We start from the raw sequence: 19515 nt of genomic DNA on the forward strand, positions 1-19515 counted from the left end.
CCGAGCCGAAGCTCCGCCGACGCGTGCGGCCACTACCGGCTGCGAGCGGACGCCCCGCCCGGTGCCGGACAACTCGCACGAGCAGCCACCGCTCACCGGCCGCCGAAGCGAAGGAAAGCCGGCCCCGCCCAGCTGCGACCCGCCGCGCACGGGCCGCGGCACCGGCCGTCGAACCCAGCTCGGGCGAAGTGCGGCCGCTCGCCTGCTCAGCCGTGCAGGAACATGCGCAGCTGGGTGCCGTCCTCAGTGGGGTGTTCCGTGTGCAGGCCCGCGCGGGCCGCGGTGCGCGGCAGTGCGTCGTCGCCGGGGAGGCAGTCCGCCCTCAGCTCCGTGATGCCCTGCGCCTCCGCCAGCACCGCCAGCCTGGCCAGCAGGGCCGTGCCGACGCCCTGGCGCTGCCAGTCGTCCTCCACCAGGAGGGAGATCTCCGCCTTCTCGGCCGCCGCCGGGATCAGCTGGGCCAGGCCGATCACCTCGCGGCCGAAGACCGCCAGCACGCTCGTTCCGCGCGGGGGCACCAGCAACCGGTGCAGCCAGCGGCGCGGGACCGTCCGGACTCCCGTGTGGTAGCGCCGGAAGAGCGTCGCGGTCGAGCAGCGGCGGTGCAGTTCGGAGACCGCGTCGGCGTCCGCCGGGACACCCTTGCGCAGGACGATCGCCGCGCCGTCCGGGCGGTTCAGCACCACCGGGCCCGCGACGTTGCTGGCCGCCGCGGCCAGCAACGTCACCAATGCCTCGGCGCGCGTGAGTTCCAGCTGCACGAACGGCGCCCACTGGCGGCGCGCCACCAGCGCCGTGGCGTTGTCCAGCTCGAACACCGCCCGGTGCCCGCTTTCCGTGCGGGCCGGGTTCGCCTCCGTCACCGGGACGAGCGTGACGAGGTCCGCGGCCAGCACGTCCTTCAGGACCTCGGCGAGCCGCGCGGGGTCGTCGATCGCGCGGCGGGCCGCGAGCAGCGTCGACGACGACGGGTCGACCAGCTCGTGGACGTCCGCGTCGACGATCGCGGTGCATTCGCAGCCCTCCTCGCGGATGGCGTCGGCGAGGAGCCGCCGGGGCAGGCCGGTCGCCGGGCGCAGGACGATCTCGTCGAGCACGCCGCCCGGCACCGGCAGCACGGTCAGGCCGAGGATGTTGCACTCCAGGTCGGCCAGCCGGATCGCGATCCGGGCCAGCGTGCCCGGGTGGTCGTGCATCCGGACGCGCACCCGCCACGCGGACGGCGCGGCTTCCTCCACCACGGCCGTCCCGGCGAGCGGCTTCGCGACGTTCGACGCTCTGGTTCGCTCCATGCCGTCACGGTCCCGCGCGGTTGTTGCCGCCCCAGGACGCCGGTGTTTCGTGCAGGTCAGCGTTCCGGGCGGCCCGGCAACCCCGGCGAAACACCCAGCCACGACCGCAGCTCGGCCGCCAGCCTCACCGGGGCGTCCAGCTGGATCAGGTGGCCGGCCTCGCGCACCGGGGTGAACTTGGCGCCGCGGATGCCGGCCGCGAGCCGCTCGCCGGTCACCTGCGGGATCCAGGTGTCCTCGGTGCCCCACAGGACGTGCACCGGCAGGTCGAGCCGGCCGAGCCGCTCCTCGTTCTCGGCCAGGTAGCCCTCGTCGTACGCGGCGATCTGGCGGTAGAACGCCGGCCGGCCCTCCTCCCCGAGCCACGGCGCGGTGAGTTCCGCCAGGTCGGCCTCCCGCAGTTCACGGAAGCTCGCGTTGCCGATGTAGGCCCTGACCAGCGCTTCGTGGATGTACGGCGGCACCTGGGCGAGCACGTCCGGGTGGTCCTTGACCAGCCGGAAGAACGGCGAGCCCGACGGCGGGATGGCGACGACGTCGGCCATCAGCAGCGACGCGTACGGCACGCCGTGGACCAGGTGGGCGCGCAGCGACACCGCGCCGCCGTAGTCGTGGGCGACGACGTGCGGCCGGTCGAGGTCCCAGTGGGTGAGGAGGGCCTGGAACGCCTCCGCCTGCACCCCGAAGTCGACCGGGTGGTCCGGGTCCTTCGAAGAGCGGCCGTAGCCGGGCATGTCCCAGAGGTACACGGTGAAGTCGCCGCTCAGCGCCTCGGCAAAGGGCCGCCACAACCACGACGACCACGGCGTGCCGTGGCAGAACACCACCGCCGGCCCGGATCCGGCGCGCACCCAGGCGATCCGCCTTCCGCGCCACTCGAAGGTCTCCATGATCCCCACGCTAGGTCAGCGCGGGGTCAGCACGCAGAACTCGTTGCCCTCCGGGTCCATCAGCACGCGCCACGGCAGGTCCGGGCCGCCGAGGTCGGCCGGCGCCGCACCCGCCGCCACGACCTCGAACACCGCCGCCGCGTGCTCGGTGCCCGCCGGCGGCGCCACGTCCAGGTGCACCCGGTTCTTGACGCGCTTGACGTCGTCGTTGCGCAGGAACTCCAGCCACGGCCCCCGGCCTGACGGCGCGCGCAGCCCCACCACGACGTCGCCCTCCCGGCTGCCGATCGGTCGGCCCGTGATCCGTGCCCAGAAGCCGGCCAGGCGTTCCGGCTCGTGGGTGTCGACGACGATCGCGGCCACCGCGCCCGTCTCCGCGTACCGCTCGCGGGGCTCGAGGACGCAGAACTCGTTGCCCTCGGGATCCGCCAGCACGACCCACGGCACGTCGCCCTGCCCGAGGTCGACCCGGCTTCCGCCCAGCTCCAGGGCGCGCTCCACCAGTTCGGCCTGGTGCGCCGGCGTGCGGCTCGCCAGGTCCAGGTGGATCCGGTTCTTCCCCTCCTTCGGCTCGGGCACCGGCACGAAGACGAGGTCCAGGTCCCAGCCGTCGGTCTCCGGAGCGCGCACGTCGACCTCGCCCGGTTCCTCGATGGCGACGCGCCAGCCGAGCAGCGCGGCCCAGAAGCCCGCCAGGACCCTCGGCCGCGCCGCGTCGATCACCAGGTTCACCAGGCGCGTGTTCATGCGCCGCAGGCTAGCCGCCCCCGCCGACAGTTCCGGTTCGGCTTCCCCACCGGCCGGAGTCATCGGGTCGCGAGCCGCAGCAGCGCCCAGAGCTGCGCCGCCTGGTCGTGCACGCCCCGCACGGTCACCGAGGTCAGGGACGCCCGGCCCCAGAGCCACAGGTAGATTCGCCCGGGTTCGGCCGTGACGACGTCGTCCGCGGCCTCGGCCTCCTCGGCCGAACAGCGCCAGGCCTCCGTCACCTCGGGCCCGGCCCGCGCGATCCAGCTGTGCCCGCCGGCGCGCACGCCGACCGAGCCGGCCTTCGTGCCGGTCAACCCGAGCATCGGCAGCTTCTGGCCGAACCAGAGGGTCAGCGCCTCGTCGATGCCGTCGAGTGCCAGGTCTTCGGCGATGCCGCGCCCGGGCGTGCCCGCCGCCTGCTCGACGTCGACGCGGTGGACGAGCGTCTCGTGCAGCATCCGCCGCCGCCAGAACCCGTACGTCGGGTCGGCGGGCCACCAGGTGTCGGCGCGCTCCTCCGGGTCGTGCGCGGCCAGCTCGTCGAGCAGTTCGGCGAGGCCGGTCTCCAGGTACTCGCCCAGGCCCTGGCCCGGTTCGGGGTCGCGCGGCCAGTCTTCGGGGTTCCGGCCTTCGGCCAGCCGGCGCCGCACCATCCGGTAGAGGCTGCCGACGTGCCGGGCGACTTCGGCGAGCGTCCAGCCCGGGCAGGCGGGCACCGGCGCTTCGACCGGCGCCGCGCGCACGGCCTCGACCAGCACGCGGCCCTCGATCCCCAGCGCCGTGAGCAGCCGCCCTTGGTCGACCAGGCCGTGCTCACGCGACATGGGCTTCCCCGGTGATCGGGAGGCCGTGCACGAGGCGGCGGACCAGTTCGAGGAACGGCGTCGCGGCGCGCACCAGCTGGGCGGCCGACTCCGCGCTGACCTTGCCGGTGATCCCGGCCTGCGCGGCGGCGCGCGCGGCCGAGTTGCTCGCGAAGAAGGCAGACCACTCCCGCAGCTCGGGAGCGACGGAGTCGAGCAGCACCCAGGTGCTGGCCGGCCGCGCACGCCCCCGGTGCGGCCGGCCCCGGGCGGCGAGCACGGCGGCGGCCGCCCGCAGGGCGGCGAGGTAGGCACCGACGAACTGCTCGACGGGATCGGTTTCGCGCTCGGCTTCGGCGAGCCCGCGGCGGGCTTGGGTGAGCAGGCCGGCCGCCGCCGGCGGGGCGGGAGGGCGCAGCGCCATGGGCAGCTGGGACTGCTCGGAGTCTGACTCGGCGGCCGGCGACGCGTCGGTCGAGCGTTGCACCGGCACCTCGGGGTGCCCTTCGGCCGCGGACGACACGACGACCGGGGGCACCAGAGGCAGGTCGACAGCGGCCGGGCGCGGCGCCGCGGGCAGCTCGGGCTGCACGGCCGCGGGCGGCTCGAGCTGCCGAGAGGCAGCGTCGGCAGAGCGCGGAGTCATCGGCGGTTCGGGCCGAGCGGCAGTGGGACGCGGCACCACAGGCAGTTCGGCAGCCGAACGCGGCGCCGCGGACAGCTCGGGCTGCACGGCCGCGGGCACCTCGGCAGCGCGCGAGACCACAGGCAACTCCGGCTGACCAGCGTCAACGGGCGGCGTCATCGGCAGTTCGGGCTGGGTGGCGTCCGCCGGGCGGCGGCGCCTGCGGGGCTCCGTGCAGGCCGCGCCCGAGGGGGATGACTGGGGTGACGAGCGCAGCGGGGATCGGCCGGTGGCCGGTGGGCGCAGCGGCATGGGCAGCTGCGGCTGCCCGGGGTCCGCGGGGGACACGACCGGGACGGACATGACGACCCTCCTCCTGCGCGTTGTGAGCCCGATCGAGCGCCCGGCGCCGAGACGCTTCCCCCGTCCCGCCGCCGGGCACCTGACCGGTGCGCGCTCACCAGTGTCGAACGTCTGTTCGAACAATTTCCAGAGTAACCCCGGACCGGGCGTCCGCTCAACCCCGGGGGTGGAATCCCGCGGGACACCAGGTCGGTGGCGTGATCTCATAGGTTCATGAGTTCGCTGGACCACCCCGCCGTCGCCAAGGTGGCGGCCGCGCTGGCCGAGGCCGGGCAGCACGCCGCCGCCGAAGGCATCCGCGTTCTGCCCGCCGAGGTCCGGACCGCCGCTCAGGCGGCCGAGGCGCTCGGCGTGCCCGTGGGGGCCATCGCCAACAGCCTCATCTTCCGCCTGGGGTCCGACAAAAACGCGCTCCTCGCGCTCACCTCGGGGGCCCACCGCGCGGATCCGGCCATCCTCGAGCGGCTGGCCGGAGGCGAAATCGGCAAGGCCGACGCCGATTTCGTGCGGGCGCACACCGGGCAGCCGATCGGCGGCGTCGCACCCACCGGGCACCCGTCGCGGCTGCCGACGCTCGTCGACACCGCGCTGCGCGGGCACGACGTCGTCTGGGCCGCCGCCGGGCACCCCAAGGCCGTCTACCCCACGACCTTCGCGGACCTCGTGGCGTTGACCGGGGGCACCCCGGGTGCGCTCGACGGCGCGGAGGAAGATGGACCGCTGTGACCGCGATGCCCGCCGGCTGCTCCCGCTACGTCCAGCTCTCGACGGACGAGTTCCGCTCGCGCCTGCCCGAGGCGCTGGACATCTACGTCCGGGCGATGCGGTACCCGGCGGGCACGGCCGAGCAGCGCGCCCCGATGTGGCTCACCCACGCGCTGCGCGAGGGCTGGCGCTGCATGGCCGCGCTCGACGCCGACGACGTCCTGCTCGGGCTCGCCTACGGCTACCGCGGCCGGGCCGGGCAGTGGTGGCACGAGCAGGTCCGCCACGGCCTGAGCCGCCGCTTCGGGCCCGAAGCGGCGGAGCGGTGGCTGACGGACTACTTCGAGCTGACCGAGATCCACGTCAAGCCGGAGAACCAGGGCCACCAGATCGGCGAGGACCTGCTGCGCGGCCTGCTGGAGGGCGTGCCGAGCGCGAACGTCCTGCTGTCGACGCCCGAGGGCACGAGCCGGGCGTGGAAGCTCTACCGGCGCACCGGGTTCGTCGACGTCCTGCGCGACTACCACTTCGCCGGCGATCCACGCCCGTTCGCGATCCTCGGGCGGGCCCTGCCGCTCGACCGGCGCTGACGCTCAGCGCCGTTCGGGCCGCCAGTAGCCCACGGCCAGCGCCGCGACCAGGACGGCCGCACCGCACCACGCCGTGACGCTCAGCCGCTCGCCGAACAGCAGCGCGGAGAGCACCGCCGCGGTCAGCGGCTCGAGCACCGCCGACAGCGCGCCCAGCACCGGGTGCGCGGTCGCCAGGCCGCGCAGGTACGCGGCGTAGGCGAGAGCGGTCGGTACCGCGCCGAGGTAGCAGACGACCGCGAGGACGTCCGCGTGCAGCGGCAGCGCCATGCCCGCCCAGCCCGCCGCGGGCGTGAGCAGGAGGCCGCCGGTCAGGCAGCCGAACGCCGTCGTGGCCAGCGGGTCCAGGACGGGTTTCGCGGTGAGCAACGTCAGCGTCGCGAACCCGGCCGCCGCGAGCAGCGCGCAGCCGAGGCCGCCGAGCAGGTGACCGGGCTGCCCGGGTGACCAGCGGAGCAGGACGAGCCCGGCGAGCGTGCCCGCGATCGAGACGAGCGTCCAGCGGCCCGGCTTCCGCACCGCGGCGAGGGTGACGAACACCGGGGACGCGCCGATCGTGGTCATCGTCGCGATGCTCACCGAACTGAGCGCGACGGCGGCGAAGTAGCTCGCCTGGAACAGCGCGAACAGCGCGCCCACAGCGAGGAGCCGCCGGGCTGCCGGCGCGGTCCGCGGGACGGTGCCGCCGGTCAGGAGGACCGCGGCGGTCGCGATCCCGCCGCCGACGAGCAACCGGTAGGCGGCGACGGTGAGCGGGTGGAGGTCGGCGAGCCGGCCGAGCAGCGAGCCGGCGAGACCGCCGGTGCCCCACAGGACACCGGCGAGGACGAGCGCGGCCGAAGACCGGGCGCGCGTGGGCAGGGACACCAAGGGAACGCTCCTGCGTCGAAGGGATCGGGAGATCGACGACGCGGGGCGGTGCGCAAGACAAGGCAGCCGCGGGCGCTCGGGCCACGCGGCGGAGGACCACCCCGCTCAGGCGCGGGGCGGCGGGGTGACGAACAGGATCCGGTGCACGGACCGGAAAGTAGCGGAGCCTACGGGCGGGCGGCCACCGGTTTTCCGGCGGCCGCCGCGCACGTCAGTCCAGCTGGGCCAGCTGCTCCCGCAGCGTGTCGAGCCCCATGCCGCCCATCCGCAGGGCCTCCGTGTGGAACCGCTTGATGTCGAACGCCGATCCCGCGCGGGCTCGCGCCTCGGCGCGGGCCGCCAGCCAGAGGCGCTCGCCGATCTTGTACGCCGGGGCCTGGCCGGGCCAGCCGAGGTAGCGGTCGATCTCGTCGCGGACGTGGGCCTGGTCCGTGATCGTGCGGGTCAGCATGAACTCCAGGCCCAGCTCCGGCGTCCACCGCTCGCCCTCGTGGAAGCCCGTGCCCGCGGGGATCGGGAGTTCCAGGTGCATGCCCAGGTCGACGACCACGCGGGCGGCGCGGAACAGCTGCTCCGACAGCATCCCCAGCAGGTCGCCCTCGTCCGCGAGGTAGCCCAGTTCCTCCATCAGGCGCTCCGCGTACAGGGCCCAGCCCTCCGCGTGGCCCGAGGTGAACGCCATCAGGCGCTGGTACTTGTTCAGCCCCTCCGACTGGTCCACCGCGGTCGCGATCTGCAGGTGGTGGCCGGGCGCGCCCTCGTGGTAGACCGTGCTCGTCTCGCGCCAGGTGACGAACTCGTCGCGGCCGGCGGGCAGCGACCACCACATGCGGCCCGGCCGGCTGAAGTCCTCGCTCGGGCCCGTGTAGTACGCGCCGACGCCGCCCCCCGGCGGGGCGATCCGGCACTCCAGGGCCATCACCCGGTCGGAGATGTCGAAGTGCTTGCCGCGCAACGACTTCAGCGCCTCGTCGGACAGGTGCTGCATCCACGCTTCGAACTCGGAGCGGCCCTGGACGCGGTAGCGCGGGTCGGCGTCGAGCACCGCCGCGGCCTCCGTGATCGTGGCGCCCGGCTTGATCCGGTTGGCGACCGCCCGCATCTCGGACTCGATCCGGGCGAACTCCGCCCAGCCCCACTCGTACGCCTCGCGCAGGTCCAGGGCCGCGCCGACGAAGTACCGCGACCACAGGCGGTAGACGTCCTCGCCGACGGCGTCCTTGACCGGGGCCTTCGGCGCCAGCTCGGCGCGCAGGAACCCGGCGAACTCCGCGTACGCCTCTTCGGCGGCCCGCGCGCCGTGCGCAAGGTCCGTCTTCAGCGCTTCGCCTTGGGAAGACGCGCCGGCGGCGAGCTGGGTGAAGTAGCCCGTCTCGTCCTTCAGACCCGCCCACGTCTCGCACTGCTCCGCGACCTTGCCGACCTGGCGCAGCGCCGAGACGTGGCCCGCGTCGGCGGCCGCGAGCAGGCCGCCGCGGACGCCCGCCAGCGCCTTCGGGACCTCGCCGATCCGGGCCGAGACGACCGACCAGTCGTGCTCGTTCTCCAGCGGCATCAGGTCGAACGCCATCCGCAGCTCCTGCACCGGGCTGGAGATGACGTTGAGGCTCGCCACGTCGAGGCCCGCCTCGTGGATCTCCAGCTCCAGGCCCACGCGCTCGGTGAACACGGCTTTCGCGGCCCGCTCGGCGGCGTCCTTCGGCTCGGCCGCGACGACGGCGGCGTGCGCCCGCGCGGCCAGTCCGGCGCGCTCGGCGTACCCCTCGGCCGAGTAGTCGGTCAGCCGGTCGTCGTGACCCTTGACGCCGAAGGAGGTGGCCGCGACCGGGTCGGCGGCCGCGTAGTCGTCGACGTAGCGGTCGCAGATCGCGTGCACGTCCGAGGAAGCAGTAGAAGCCATGTGCCGCACGCTACCGGCCCACCCAGGGCTGGTGGTACGGACTTATGTCCGGGCTGGGACGAGCCCGAGCCGGGCGATCACCTCGCGCGTCGCCTTCGAGCGGTTGAACGTGTAGAAGTGCAGGTTCGGCACGCCTTCCGCGATCAGTTTCTCGCACAGCTCGGTGGTGACGTCGATGCCCGCCGCGCGGAACGCCTTGGGGTCCTCGGCCAGCGGTTCGAGCCGGTCCAGGAGCTTGCGGGGGGCCGGCGCGCCGGACAGCTTGATCGTCGTCTGCAGGGTCCGCATGGTCGTCAGGGGCATGACGCCCGGCAGCACCGGGACGTCGCAGCCGGTCGCGGCCACCCGGTCGCGCAGCCGCAGGAAGTCCTCGGGGTCGTGGAACAACTGCGCGATCGCGAAGTCCGCGCCCGCGCGCAGCTTGCGGACCAGGTACTTCGTGTCCGACTCCAGGTCGGGCGAGCGCGGGTGGCCGTAGGTGTACGCCGAGACGCCGACGCAGAAGTCGCCCAGCTCGCGCACCAGCTGCACCAGCTCTTCGGCGTAGGTGAGGCCCTCGGGGTGCGGGATCCACTCGCCGTAGACGTCGCCGGGCGGGTCGCCGCGCAGCGCGAGGATGTTGCGGACGCCGACCGAGGCGTACCAGCCGATCACGTTCCGCAGTTCGGCGACGGAGTGGTTGACCGCGGTCAGGTGCGCCATCGGCACCAGCGTCGTCTCGGTCGCGACGCGGGCGATGCTGCGGACCGTGCCGTCGCGGCTGGAGCCGCCGGCGCCGTAGGTGATCGACATGTAGGCCGGGTCGTACGGCTCGAGCTCCCGGATCGCCTTCCACAGGACAGCCTCGTCCGCCGTGTCCCGGGGCGGGAAGAACTCGATGGAGAACTTCGGCCCGTCACCCCGCACCCGCTCGATCACCGACTTCATACTCGAATGTTAAGGGCCCACGCCCGGCATGCGGGAGCCCCCGTCCGCGTCGCGAGACTGCCGTTCGAGTCGCGTTCGAGGACTAAACTGGGCGCGCACCACCGGGAGTGACCTATGAGGGACGACGACGCCAGCTGGGACGAGGACGTGCGCCTCGCCGTCTACCACGCGTTCGCCGACCGCGGCCGGGCGCCGTCCGCGCCGGAACTGGCCGACGCGGCGGGCGGCTCCCTGGCCGTCGCCAAGCAGGCGCTGCACCGCCTCGCCGAGGCCCACCACCTGGTGCTCGACGACTGCGAGCACGTCGTGCTCGCCCACCCGTTCGCGGCGAAGTCGCTCGGCTTCTCGGTGATGGGGTCGCACACGCTCTGGTGGGGCGGCTGCGCGTGGGACTCCTTCGCCATCCCGCACCTCGTCGAGGACGAGCCCGAGGTGCTGGTCGCGACCCGCTGCCCCGGCTGCGGCCAGCCGCACGCGCTGGTCGTGCGCCGGGAAGCGCCGCCCGAAGGCTCTCAGGTGGCGCACTTCCTCGTGCCCGCCGCGCGCATGTGGGACGACGTGTTGCGCACCTGCGACCACCAGCGGCTGTTCTGCTGCGAGTCCTGTGTGGACGCGTGGCTGGCGGCGACCGGGCAGGAGCGGGGGTACGTGATGGACCTCGTCACGCTCTGGCGGCTGGCCCGCGGCTGGTACGAAGGCCGGCTCGAGCGCGGCTACCGCCGCCGCGAACCGGACAGCGCGGTCGCCTACTTCGCCGAAGCGGGCCTGAGCGGGCCGTTCTGGGCGCCGGCGGCCGGAGTCTGATTCGCCACATCGGGCCGCCCCGGCGGTCCGCGGCCCCGCGGGTTCCGCGAGGATGGCGGCATGAACGCGCCCGTCTCCGACGCCGACCTGCCCGCCCACGTCGAGCGCGCGCTGGCCGGGTTCCTCGGCCGGGCGGGCGCGGAGATCCTCGGCACCGAGCCGACCGTGGCCGCCGGAATCGACGCGCTGAGCGGGTTCGTGCTGACCGGGGGCAAGCGCTTGCGGCCGACGTTCGCGTGGTGGGGCTGGCGCGGCGCGGGCGGCGACCCGGCCGGGCCGGACGCCGAGGGCGTGCTGCAGGCGGTGTCCAGCCTGGAGCTGATCCAGGCGTGCGCGCTCATCCACGACGACCTGATCGACTCCTCCGACTCCCGCCGCGGCTTCCCGACCGTGCACATCGCGGGCGCGAAACTGCACGCCGACCAGGGCTGGCTCGGCTCCCCCGCGACGTTCGGCCTGGCCACCGCGGTACTGGTCGGCGACCTCGCCCTGGCCTGGGCCGACGACATGTTCGCCGGCGCGCCGCTGCCCGCCGAGACGCTCGCCGCGGCCCGCCCGGCCTGGCGCGCGATGCGCACCGAGGTGCTCGCCGGGCAGTATCTCGACGTCCGCACGCAGGCCACCGGTGACGCGTCGGTCGAGGCCGCGCTGAAGATCGACCGCCTCAAGACCGCCGCCTACACCGTGCAGCGGCCGCTGCACCTGGGCGCCGCGCTGGGCGGGGCGTCGGACGAGCTGATCGGCACGCTGCTGGAGTTCGGCGGCGAGGTCGGTGTCGCGTTCCAGCTGCGCGACGACCTCCTCGGCGTGTTCGGCGACCCGTCCGTCACCGGCAAGCCCGCCGGCGACGACCTGCGCGAGGGCAAGCGCACCCTGCTCGTCGCGCTGGGCCTGCAGCTCGCCGCCGAGAAGGGCGAGGACGCCGCGGCCACCGTGATCGCGGACGCGATCGGCGACGCGGACCTCTCCGACGAGGACGTCGAGACCGTCCGGATGGCGTTGCAGCAGGTCGGCGCGGTCGACGCGGTCGAGCGGCGGATCGACGAGCTGACCACCGCCGCGATGGCCGCGCTCGAGCGCGCGCACCTGGCCGAGCCGGCGCCCGAGGCGCTGACCGGCCTGGTCGTCAAGGCCACCCAGCGGACGTACTGACGTGCGGAAGATCGACGGGCCCGCCGACCACGTCGTCGTGATCGGGGCCGGGCTGGCCGGGCTTTCGGCGACCCTGCACCTGCTCGGCGCCGGGCGGCGCGTCACGCTGCTGGAGCAGGCCGACGTCCCGGGCGGCCGGGCCGGGCAGCGGAACTTCGACGGCAACGCCGTGGACACCGGCGCGAGCGTGCTGACCATGCCGGAGCTGCTGGAGGAGGCGTTCGCCGCGGTCGGCGAGCCGCTGGCCAAGAACCTGCGCCTGACCAGGCTCGACCCCGCCTACCGGGCGCGGTTCGCCGACGGCAGCACCCTGGCCCTGCACACCGACGGCGACGCGATGGAGGCCGAGATCCGCGCCTTCGCGGGCGCACGCGAAGCGGTGGGCTACCGGGCGCTGCGGCGCTGGCTGACCGAGCTGTACGCGGTGCAGAAGGACCGGTTCATCGGCGCGAACTTCGACTCGCCGCTCGACCTGGCCCGCCCCGAGCTGGCGAAGCTCGCGGCGCTCGGCGGGTTCGGCCGGCTCGGCCCGCGCGTCGGCCGTTACCTGCTCGACGAGCGGGTCCGGCGGCTCTTCACGTTCCAGGCGCTGTACGCGGGGCTGGATCCGGCGAGCGCGATCGGCGCGTACGGCGTCATCGCCTACATGGACACCGTCGGCGGCGTCCACTACCCCGAAGGCGGGATGGGCGAGATCGGCCGGGCGATGACCGGCGCGGCGGCCCGGGCGGGCGCGGACGTGCGGTTCGGCACCGAAGCCGCGTGGCTCGAGCGGGTGAATTCACGGGTGCGCGCGGTCCGGACGCGCTCGGGCGAGCGGATCGAGTGCGACGCCGTCGTGCTCGCCACCGAGCTGGGCGCGGCCTACCGGCTCATCGGCGCGCGGCCCCGGCGGCCGCTGCCGCTGCGGTATTCGCCGTCGGCCGTGGTCCTGCACGGCCGGACCACCCGGAAGTGGGACCTCGGGCACCACACGATCTTCTTCGGCGGCGCCTGGGAGCGGACGTTCGCGGAGATCATCCGCGAGGGGAAGCTCATGAGCGACCCGTCGCTGCTGGTCACGCGCCCGACGGCGACCGACCCGGGACTGGCCGGGCGCGGCGGGGAGATCGTCTCGGTGCTCGCGCCCGCGCCGAACCTGCGCAGCGGGAAGATCGACTGGGACCGCGTCCGCGGGCCGTACCGGGAGGAACTGCTTCGCACGCTCGAAGCACGCGGGCTGACCGGGTTCGGCGAAGCCTTCGCCGTCGACGAGACGATCACCCCGGCGGACTGGGCGGCGCGCGGGCTCGCGGCCGGGACGCCGTTCTCGCTCGCGCACACGTTCCCGCAGACCGGCCCGTTCCGGCCGGCGAACCTGGTGCGCGCGGCGGGCAACGTGGTGCTCGCCGGCTGCGGCACCACCCCGGGCGTCGGCATCCCGCCGGTGCTCATCTCCGGGCGACTGGCAGCGGAAAGGATCACCGGCCGGTGAACGAACTCGACGCCGCGGGCATCACCGACCCGGCCCTGCGCGCCGCGTACGCGGAATGCCGCCGCATCAACGCGCACTACGGGCGCACGTTCTTCCTGGCCACCCGGCTGCTGCCGGCGCGGGCCCGGCCCGCCGCGCACACGCTCTACGGGTTCGCGCGGATGGCCGACGAACTGGTCGACAACCCGGCGCCGGGCAGCGATCCCGCGGGTTCACTGGACCGCGTCGCGGCGATGGTCGACGTCGTCCACGCCGGCGGGGTGCCCGACGACCTGGTGCTCGCGGCGCTGGCCGACACCGTGCGGCGCTACGGCATTTCCCGCGAACTGTTCGACGCGTTCCTGAAGTCCATGCGGATGGACCTCGAGCCGGTCGAGTACCCGACCTTCGCCGAGCTGGGCGAGTACATGTACGGCTCGGCCGCGGTGATCGGGCTGCAGATGCTGCCGGTGTTCGGCACGGTGGGCACCTTGGCCGAGGCCGAGCCGGGCGCGATCGCGCTGGGCGAAGCGTTCCAGCTGACGAACTTCCTGCGCGACGTCGGCGAGGACCTCGATCGCGGCCGGCTGTACCTGCCGACGTCGGAACTGGCCGCGTTCGGCGTCACCCGCGACCTGCTGGAACGACGGCGTCCCGACCCGCGGATCCGGGCGGCGCTGGCGTACTTCGTCGCGCGGACGCGAGCGGTGTACCGGCGGGCCGAAGCGGGCGTTCCGCTGCTGCGCCCGGAGTCGCGGGCGTGCGTGCGGACGGCGCTGACGCTGTACGAAGGCATCCTCGACGAGATCGTCGCGCTCGACTACGACGTCCTGACACGGCGCGCGGTCGTCCCGAAGGCGCGGAGGCTGGTAGTCGCACTACCACCCTTGGCCGCGGTCTGGGCGCGCGAGACGTTCCGCGGCGGTCGTACGCTGCGATCATGACCAATCGACGGATCCGGATCGGGCTGCAGCTCCAGCCGCAGCACGCCGACTACGACGCCATCCGGCGCACCGCCTCGGCCGCCGAGGACCTGGGTGCCGACATCGTCTTCAACTGGGACCACTTCTACCCGCTGTACGGCGAGCCCGAGGGCAAGCACTTCGAGTGCTGGACCATGCTCGGCGCGTGGGCGGAGTCGACGTCACGGGTGGAGATCGGCGCCCTGGTGACCTGCAACAGCTACCGCAACCCCGAGCTGCTGGCCGACATGGCCCGCACGGTCGACCACATCTCCGGCGGCCGGCTCATCCTCGGCATCGGCTCCGGCTGGTTCGAGAAGGACTACGACGAGTACGGCTACGAGTTCGGCACCGCCGGCGGCCGCCTCGACAACCTGGCGGAGTCGCTCCCGCGCATCGAGTCGCGGCTGGGCAAGCTGAACCCGCCGCCGACCCGCAAGATCCCGGTGCTCATCGGCGGCGGCGGCGAGAAGAAGACGCTCAAGCTGGTCGCGAAGCACGGCGACATCTGGCACGGCTTCGGCGACCCGGAGGTCGTCGAGCGCAAGGTGAAGATCCTCGACCAGCACTGCGCGGACGTCGGCCGCGACCCGGCGGAGATCGAGCGGTCGTGCGGCGTCCAGGGCGAGCCGGACGAGCTGGGCCCCCAGCTGCTGGACCTGGGCGTCACGACGTTCACGGTCGGCGTCGGCGGCCCGGACTACGACCTGGGCGCGCTGGAGAAGTGGATCGCCTGGCGCGACAAGACCAACGCCTGATTTTCGTCCGTGAAGGCCGCATCGAGGGACTTCGGTTCCGTCGACGTGGCCTTCACGGCTTCGGGGCCCGGTGGGCGGCGACCCGCTGAGGCGGGCGACGGTGGCGTCGGCGATCTCCTGCACCGGCATCGGGATGGTCACCGTCTGTTACCCGCTGCCGGGCGCGCAGCCATAGCCGGGGTCGCCGAAGGCCCGCAGCTCACGGCCTGTTCGCGATCCGCCATCGGGAGGCACCGGAGCACGTCCGCGCGCAGGTGTTCACGACGGCCGCGAGCGTGAAGATCACCGGGCCACGGCGGCCCTGCTCACCGCGGCGGGCGTTCAGCTCCTCGCCGCGACGCCGTATCCGCGCAGGTCAGAACGCCATCGCCTGCGCGCGCCGCTTGACCTCGGTGCCGTGGCTGGTGCGCAGGGCGTTGATCGGCGTGCTGCCCGGCAGGGTCTCGTCGGCCGTGAACAGCCACCGCAGCATCTCGGTCCGGGAGAACCCGGAGTCGGCGAGCACGGTGATCGTCCCCGCCAATCCCTTGACGACGCCGTCCTTGACGAAGAAGTCGCCGGGCACGCACAGCTCGCCACCGCGCTTGACCGCGATGAGGTGCCCGTCGCGCAGCATCTGCCGGACCTTGTTGGCCGAGGTCCCGAGAACGGTCGCCACCTCCGTCAACGGGAGGACCGCGACCGCGGTGTCGAGGACGTCATCGGCGACAGGAATCCCACTCACAGGTGACACTGTGCCACATTTCGTCCCCTCACCCGCTAGTACGCACGGGTGACCCGCGAGGTCTCCTGCACCAACCGTGTGCGGTTCCGTACGATCCTTACTCGTGACTCGCACCCATCCCAGCCTGGTCGGCACGCTCCTCGAGCGGCGCTACCGGGTGGACCGGCTGCTCGCCCACGGCGGAATGTCTTCCGTCTACCGGGGGACCGACACCCGGCTGGACCGGCCGGTCGCGATCAAGATCATGGACCCGCGGTTCGCCGACGACCGGTCGTTCGTGGACCGGTTCGTGCGCGAAGCCCAGTCGGCGGCCCAGCTGCACCACCCGCACGTGGTGGCCGTGCACGACCAGGGGTTCGACCAGCCGCAGGGCGCGGAGTCCGGGCTCGCGTTCCTGGTGATGGAGCTGGTCGACGGCGGCACGCTGCGCGACCTGCTGGACGAGAAGGGCCCGCTGGACGTCGCGCTCGCGCTGAGCGTGGCCGAGCCGGTGCTGTCGGCGCTGGCCGCCGCGCACCAGGCCGGGCTGGTGCACCGGGACGTCAAGCCGGAGAACGTGCTGATCGGCCGCTCCGGGCAGACCGGCGGCGCGGTCAAGGTCGCCGACTTCGGCCTGGTGCGGGCCGTCGCGAGCGCGGGCACGACCAGCTCGAGCGTCATCCTCGGCACGGTCGCCTACCTCTCCCCCGAGCAGGTCGCCACCGGCGCGGCCTCCTCGCAGGGCGACGTCTACTCGGCCGGCATCCTGCTCTACGAAATGCTCACCGGGCAGGTGCCCTACACCGGCGACACGGCGATTTCGGTGGCCTACCGGCACGTGAACGACGACGTCCCGCGCCCGAGCCTGCTGCGGCCCGACCTGCCGCCCGTGCTGGACGAGCTGATCACGCGCGCGACCCGGCGCGACCCCCAGCTGCGCCCCGCCGACGCCGGGGAGTTCCTGACCGAGCTGACGGCCGTGCGCGCCCAGCTGGGCCTGCTGCCGGTGACCGTGCCGATCCCGGCGGCGCACGGCCAGGGCGACGTCGCCGACACCGAGCGCACGCTGCCGCGGATCCCGCAGGTGCCGGACACCGAGAAGACCATGCCGGTGCACCGCCCGAACGCGACGCGGGCGCTGAGCCACCCCGGCACCCCTCCCCCGGGCTTCGCGCAGCAGCCGCCGTCACCACCGCGGCTCGGCGGTGAAGCGGAACCCGGGAAGCCGCGGGACAACCGGAAGCGGATCGCCATCATCGTGGCCGCCGTGCTGCTGTTCGGCGGGCTGATCGGGGCGTTCGCGTTCATCCTCACCGACGACGGCGGGGACAAGACCGCGACCGTGCCGAGGCTCGTCGGGCTCAACCAGGCCGCGGCGGGCGACGCCCTGCGCGCGGTGAAGCTGACGCCGCAGTTCAGCCAGGAGTACGACAACTCCGTGCCGTCGAACACGGTGCTGCGGGCCGAGCCCGCCGAGGGCACGCCGCTGCAGCCGAACTCGACCGTGTCGGTCGTGCTGTCCAAGGGCCGCCCCGCCGTGCCGGACATCCGGCCGGGCACCGCGCTCCCCGACGCCGAGCAGGCGATCAAGGCCGCCCAGCTGAACCCGGTCCGCGGCCAGGACGACTACGACGCCGAAGTGCCGCAGGGCGCGGTCATCCGCACCACGCCGGCCGCCGGCAGCCAGCTCCCCATCGGCGGCCAGGTCACGATCATCGTGTCGAAGGGCCCGATCCCGCTGCCGCCGGTCCCGGACGTCACCGGGCGGAGCAAGGACGAGGCGTTCCAGCTGCTGCAGCAGGCCGGGTTCGAGCCGTTCCAGGCCGGCGAGGAGTTCAACCAGGGCGTCCCGGGCGGGAACGTCACCCGGACCGACCCGCCGGCGAACTCGCAGGCGACGGCGAAGCGGATCGGCGTGTTCGTGTCGAACGCCGTCCAGGTACCGGACGTCCGGTTCCGCTCGTTCGACGACGCCCAGAAGATCCTCGAGCAGGCCGGGCTGAAGGCCGACCGCGACGGCAAGGGCAACGGCAACGGCCACGGACCGGGTGGTGGCGGCGGGTTCGACTTCGTCTTCCAGCAGGACCCGCAGCCGGGTTCCATCGTGCAGAAGGGCAGCAAGGTCAAGCTGAAGGGCTTCGGGGGATGATCGGCAGCCGTGGCCGCGTGACCGGCACGATCGGTCCCGGCCTCGTCGGCGAGGTCCTGCTGAACGTCCGGGGCGGCACGGAGGCGTTCTACGCCTACCCGGCCGACCCCGAAGCCACGTTCGCCTCGGGCACCCAGGTGCTCGTGGTCGACTTCGAACCCCCGCGGACGGTTTACGTGGAACGGTGGCAACCGCTGGGCCTTTGACGGCGTCGAAGAGGCACCAACACACCCACAACAGAAGAGCGAGGGGGTCGGTGCCATGAGTCTCGTGGAAATCGTGCTGGTTTCCGCCGGTGGTCTCGTCGTCGCGCTGGTCGTCGTCTTCGGGATCCTGCGGTTGCTCTACAAGGTCGCGGAGCCGAACGAAGCGCTGATCATCTCCGGGTTCGGCGTGCGCGTCGACCGGGCGGACACCGCGGACAGCCTGGGCTTCAAGATCATCACCGGCCGTGGCGTGAACGTGCTGCCCGGGTTCCAGACGGCCCGCCGGCTGTCGCTGGACACCCGGGGCGTCAACCTGCAGGTCTCGTGCGTGACCAAGCAGGGCCTGCCGGTCACCGTGCGCGCGGTCGTCATCTACAAGGTCGGCGACGACTTCGCCTCGATCGCCAACGCCGCCCGCCGGTTCCTGGACCAGCAGAAGGGCATGAACGACACGATCCACGAGCTGTTCTCCGGCCACCTGCGCTCGATCGTGGGCGGGCTGACCATCGAGGAGATGATCCACAACCGGGACGCGCTGACCGGCGAGGTCCGGCAGTCCTCGGCCACGGAGATGATCAAGCTCGGCCTGATCGTGGACTCACTGCAGATCCAGGAGATCGACGACGAGTCCGGTTACATCCTCAACCTGGGGAAGCCGCACGCCGCCGCGATCGCCGCGTCGGCCCGCATCGCCGAGGCGCAGCGCGACCAGGAGGCCGCCGAGGTCGAGCAGGTCTCGGCCGCGAAGAAGGCCGCCGCGGTCCGCGAAAGCCAGATCCAGCAGGCCGGTTACCAGGCCGAAGTGGACCAGGCCCGGGCGAAGGCGTCGCAGTCCGGCCCGCTGGCCGAGGCGACCGCGCGCCAGGAGGTCGTCGTCCAGGAGACGCGGGCGGCCGAGCTGGAGGCGGCGCTGGCCGAGCAGCGGCTGCAGTCACAGGTCCGCAAGCCGGCCGACGCGAAGGCGTACGACACCCGGACCACGGCCGACGCCGCCCGTGACGCGCAGATCGCCAAGGCGCAGGCCGAGGCGAAGGAGACCGAGCTGCGGGCCGCGGCGGACGCGACGCGCGTGAAGACGGCCGCGGAAGCCGAAGCCCAGGCCACGAAGGCCCGCGCCGAGGCGTCGGCGGGCGCGACCCGGGCGACCGGTGAGGCCGAGGCCGCCGCGGCCCAGGCCCGCGGCCTCGCCGAGGCGGAGGCCGCCAAGGCGAAGGGGCTCGCCGAGGCCGAGTCGGCCCGGGCGAAGGGCCTGGCCGAGGCGGACGCGATCAAGGCACGCGCGGCGGCGCTGGCGGAGAACCAGGAGGCGGTCGTCGCGCAGCAGCTGGCCGAGCGCTGGCCGGAGATCGTCGAGGCGGGCGCGAGCGCGTTCGGCAACGTCGACCACATGGTCGTGCTCAACGGCGCCGACGGCATGTCCGACATGTTCGCCAAGGCCCTGTCGCTCGGCGGCACCGGTCTCGGCCTGGCCCGGCAGCTGATGGACGCCATGGGCAAGCCGGCCGAGAAGGAGCTGGACGAGTCCGCCCGGCGCAACGGCGAACTGAAGCTGACCGACTGAGCGGTCACTCAGCGTACGGCTCTTGTGTCCCGAATCACGGGAGGCAAGGGCC

Annotated in this window: 19 protein-coding genes; 10 read left to right on the top strand and 9 right to left on the bottom strand. The window is 73.6% G+C overall.

From position 1 onward, the window contains the following. Window positions 1-206 precede the first annotated feature (206 nt). The 5 genes from ACYVLJ_RS15165 to ACYVLJ_RS15185 are packed head-to-tail and all read right to left on the bottom strand — an operon-like array spanning window position 207 to window position 4381. Complete coding sequence (locus ACYVLJ_RS15165) at window positions 207-1292, bottom strand: GNAT family N-acetyltransferase (protein ID WP_460439051.1); 1086 nt, start codon at window positions 1290-1292, stop codon at window positions 207-209. 56 nt (window positions 1293-1348) lie between these two features. Continuing rightward, entirely contained in the window at window positions 1349-2182 is an 834-nt protein-coding gene (locus tag ACYVLJ_RS15170; protein WP_460439052.1) for an alpha/beta fold hydrolase, read from the bottom strand. Window positions 2183-2197: 15 nt separating this feature from the next. After that, window positions 2198-2929 carry a VOC family protein gene (locus ACYVLJ_RS15175; protein ID WP_460439053.1) on the bottom strand — a complete coding sequence of 244 codons (732 nt, stop codon included), beginning with the start codon at window positions 2927-2929 and terminating at the stop codon, window positions 2198-2200. 59 nt (window positions 2930-2988) lie between these two features. Next, a complete protein-coding gene (locus tag ACYVLJ_RS15180; RefSeq protein ID WP_451973956.1) occupies window positions 2989-3756 on the bottom strand; it encodes a maleylpyruvate isomerase family mycothiol-dependent enzyme in 768 nt (255 codons plus the stop codon). Continuing rightward, complete coding sequence (locus ACYVLJ_RS15185; protein ID WP_460439054.1) at window positions 3746-4381, bottom strand: SAV_6107 family HEPN domain-containing protein; 636 nt, start codon at window positions 4379-4381, stop codon at window positions 3746-3748. Before ACYVLJ_RS15185 ends, ACYVLJ_RS15180 begins: the two co-directional genes overlap by 11 nt. A 555-nt stretch (window positions 4382-4936) precedes the next feature. Between ACYVLJ_RS15185 and ACYVLJ_RS15190 the strand changes: the two genes are divergently transcribed. Together ACYVLJ_RS15190 and ACYVLJ_RS15195 are read left to right on the top strand one after the other, a co-directional pair. Beyond that, window positions 4937-5449 carry a YbaK/EbsC family protein gene (locus ACYVLJ_RS15190; RefSeq protein WP_460439055.1) on the top strand — a complete coding sequence of 171 codons (513 nt, stop codon included), beginning with the start codon at window positions 4937-4939 and terminating at the stop codon, window positions 5447-5449. Beyond that, window positions 5446-6018: a GNAT family N-acetyltransferase gene (locus ACYVLJ_RS15195; protein ID WP_451973962.1), complete on the top strand. Its 573-nt coding sequence runs from the start codon at window positions 5446-5448 to the stop codon at window positions 6016-6018. The genes ACYVLJ_RS15190 and ACYVLJ_RS15195 overlap by 4 nt, the downstream gene beginning before the upstream one ends. 3 nt (window positions 6019-6021) lie before the next feature. On the opposite strand, the gene ACYVLJ_RS15200 is transcribed toward ACYVLJ_RS15195, so the two are convergent. The 3 genes from ACYVLJ_RS15200 to metF all read right to left on the bottom strand — a co-directional run bounded on the left by ACYVLJ_RS15200 (window position 6022) and on the right by metF (window position 9715). Beyond that, window positions 6022-6888 carry a DMT family transporter gene (locus tag ACYVLJ_RS15200; RefSeq protein ID WP_460439056.1) on the bottom strand — a complete coding sequence of 289 codons (867 nt, stop codon included), beginning with the start codon at window positions 6886-6888 and terminating at the stop codon, window positions 6022-6024. Window positions 6889-7099: 211 nt separating this feature from the next. Beyond that, on the bottom strand, window positions 7100-8788 hold the full coding sequence (locus ACYVLJ_RS15205) for a DUF885 domain-containing protein (protein ID WP_460439057.1): 1689 nt from the start codon (window positions 8786-8788) through the stop codon (window positions 7100-7102). 42 nt (window positions 8789-8830) lie between these two features. Continuing rightward, window positions 8831-9715, bottom strand: a complete 885-nt coding sequence (metF, locus tag ACYVLJ_RS15210; RefSeq protein ID WP_451973969.1) for a methylenetetrahydrofolate reductase [NAD(P)H] — start codon at window positions 9713-9715, stop codon at window positions 8831-8833. A gap of 114 nt (window positions 9716-9829) precedes the next feature. Here metF and merB point away from each other — a divergent pair, with 114 nt between their 5' ends. The 5 genes from merB to ACYVLJ_RS15235 are packed head-to-tail and all read left to right on the top strand — an operon-like array spanning window position 9830 to window position 14844. Further along, window positions 9830-10519, top strand: a complete 690-nt coding sequence (gene merB, locus ACYVLJ_RS15215; protein WP_451973971.1) for an organomercurial lyase — start codon at window positions 9830-9832, stop codon at window positions 10517-10519. 60 nt (window positions 10520-10579) lie between these two features. Beyond that, window positions 10580-11671: a polyprenyl synthetase family protein gene (locus tag ACYVLJ_RS15220; RefSeq protein WP_460439058.1), complete on the top strand. Its 1092-nt coding sequence runs from the start codon at window positions 10580-10582 to the stop codon at window positions 11669-11671. Window position 11672: 1 nt separating this feature from the next. Then, on the top strand, window positions 11673-13145 hold the full coding sequence (crtI, locus tag ACYVLJ_RS15225) for a phytoene desaturase family protein (RefSeq protein WP_460439059.1): 1473 nt from the start codon (window positions 11673-11675) through the stop codon (window positions 13143-13145). After that, window positions 13142-14068, top strand: coding sequence for a phytoene/squalene synthase family protein (locus ACYVLJ_RS15230; protein WP_460439060.1), 927 nt, complete (start codon window positions 13142-13144; stop codon window positions 14066-14068). Before crtI ends, ACYVLJ_RS15230 begins: the two co-directional genes overlap by 4 nt. Continuing rightward, window positions 14065-14844: an LLM class F420-dependent oxidoreductase gene (locus tag ACYVLJ_RS15235; RefSeq protein WP_451973979.1), complete on the top strand. Its 780-nt coding sequence runs from the start codon at window positions 14065-14067 to the stop codon at window positions 14842-14844. Before ACYVLJ_RS15230 ends, ACYVLJ_RS15235 begins: the two co-directional genes overlap by 4 nt. Window positions 14845-15199: 355 nt before the next feature. On the opposite strand, the gene ACYVLJ_RS15240 is transcribed toward ACYVLJ_RS15235, so the two are convergent. Continuing rightward, window positions 15200-15568, bottom strand: coding sequence for an Rv2175c family DNA-binding protein (locus tag ACYVLJ_RS15240; protein WP_451973989.1), 369 nt, complete (start codon window positions 15566-15568; stop codon window positions 15200-15202). Window positions 15569-15671: 103 nt separating this feature from the next. Here ACYVLJ_RS15240 and pknB point away from each other — a divergent pair, with 103 nt between their 5' ends. Genes pknB through ACYVLJ_RS15255 form a run of 3 tightly spaced genes read left to right on the top strand, consistent with a single transcriptional unit; the run spans window position 15672 to window position 19463 of the window. After that, the gene (gene pknB / locus ACYVLJ_RS15245) at window positions 15672-17696 is read left to right on the top strand and encodes a Stk1 family PASTA domain-containing Ser/Thr kinase (protein WP_460439061.1); all 2025 of its coding nucleotides are present in this window, start codon (window positions 15672-15674) and stop codon (window positions 17694-17696) included. Beyond that, window positions 17693-17902: a hypothetical protein gene (locus ACYVLJ_RS15250; protein WP_451973993.1), complete on the top strand. Its 210-nt coding sequence runs from the start codon at window positions 17693-17695 to the stop codon at window positions 17900-17902. Before pknB ends, ACYVLJ_RS15250 begins: the two co-directional genes overlap by 4 nt. Before the next feature lie 55 nt (window positions 17903-17957). Then, window positions 17958-19463 carry an SPFH domain-containing protein gene (locus ACYVLJ_RS15255; RefSeq protein WP_451973995.1) on the top strand — a complete coding sequence of 502 codons (1506 nt, stop codon included), beginning with the start codon at window positions 17958-17960 and terminating at the stop codon, window positions 19461-19463. Window positions 19464-19515 lie beyond the last annotated feature (52 nt).

It is taken from the genome of Amycolatopsis stemonae (assembly GCF_054781455.1).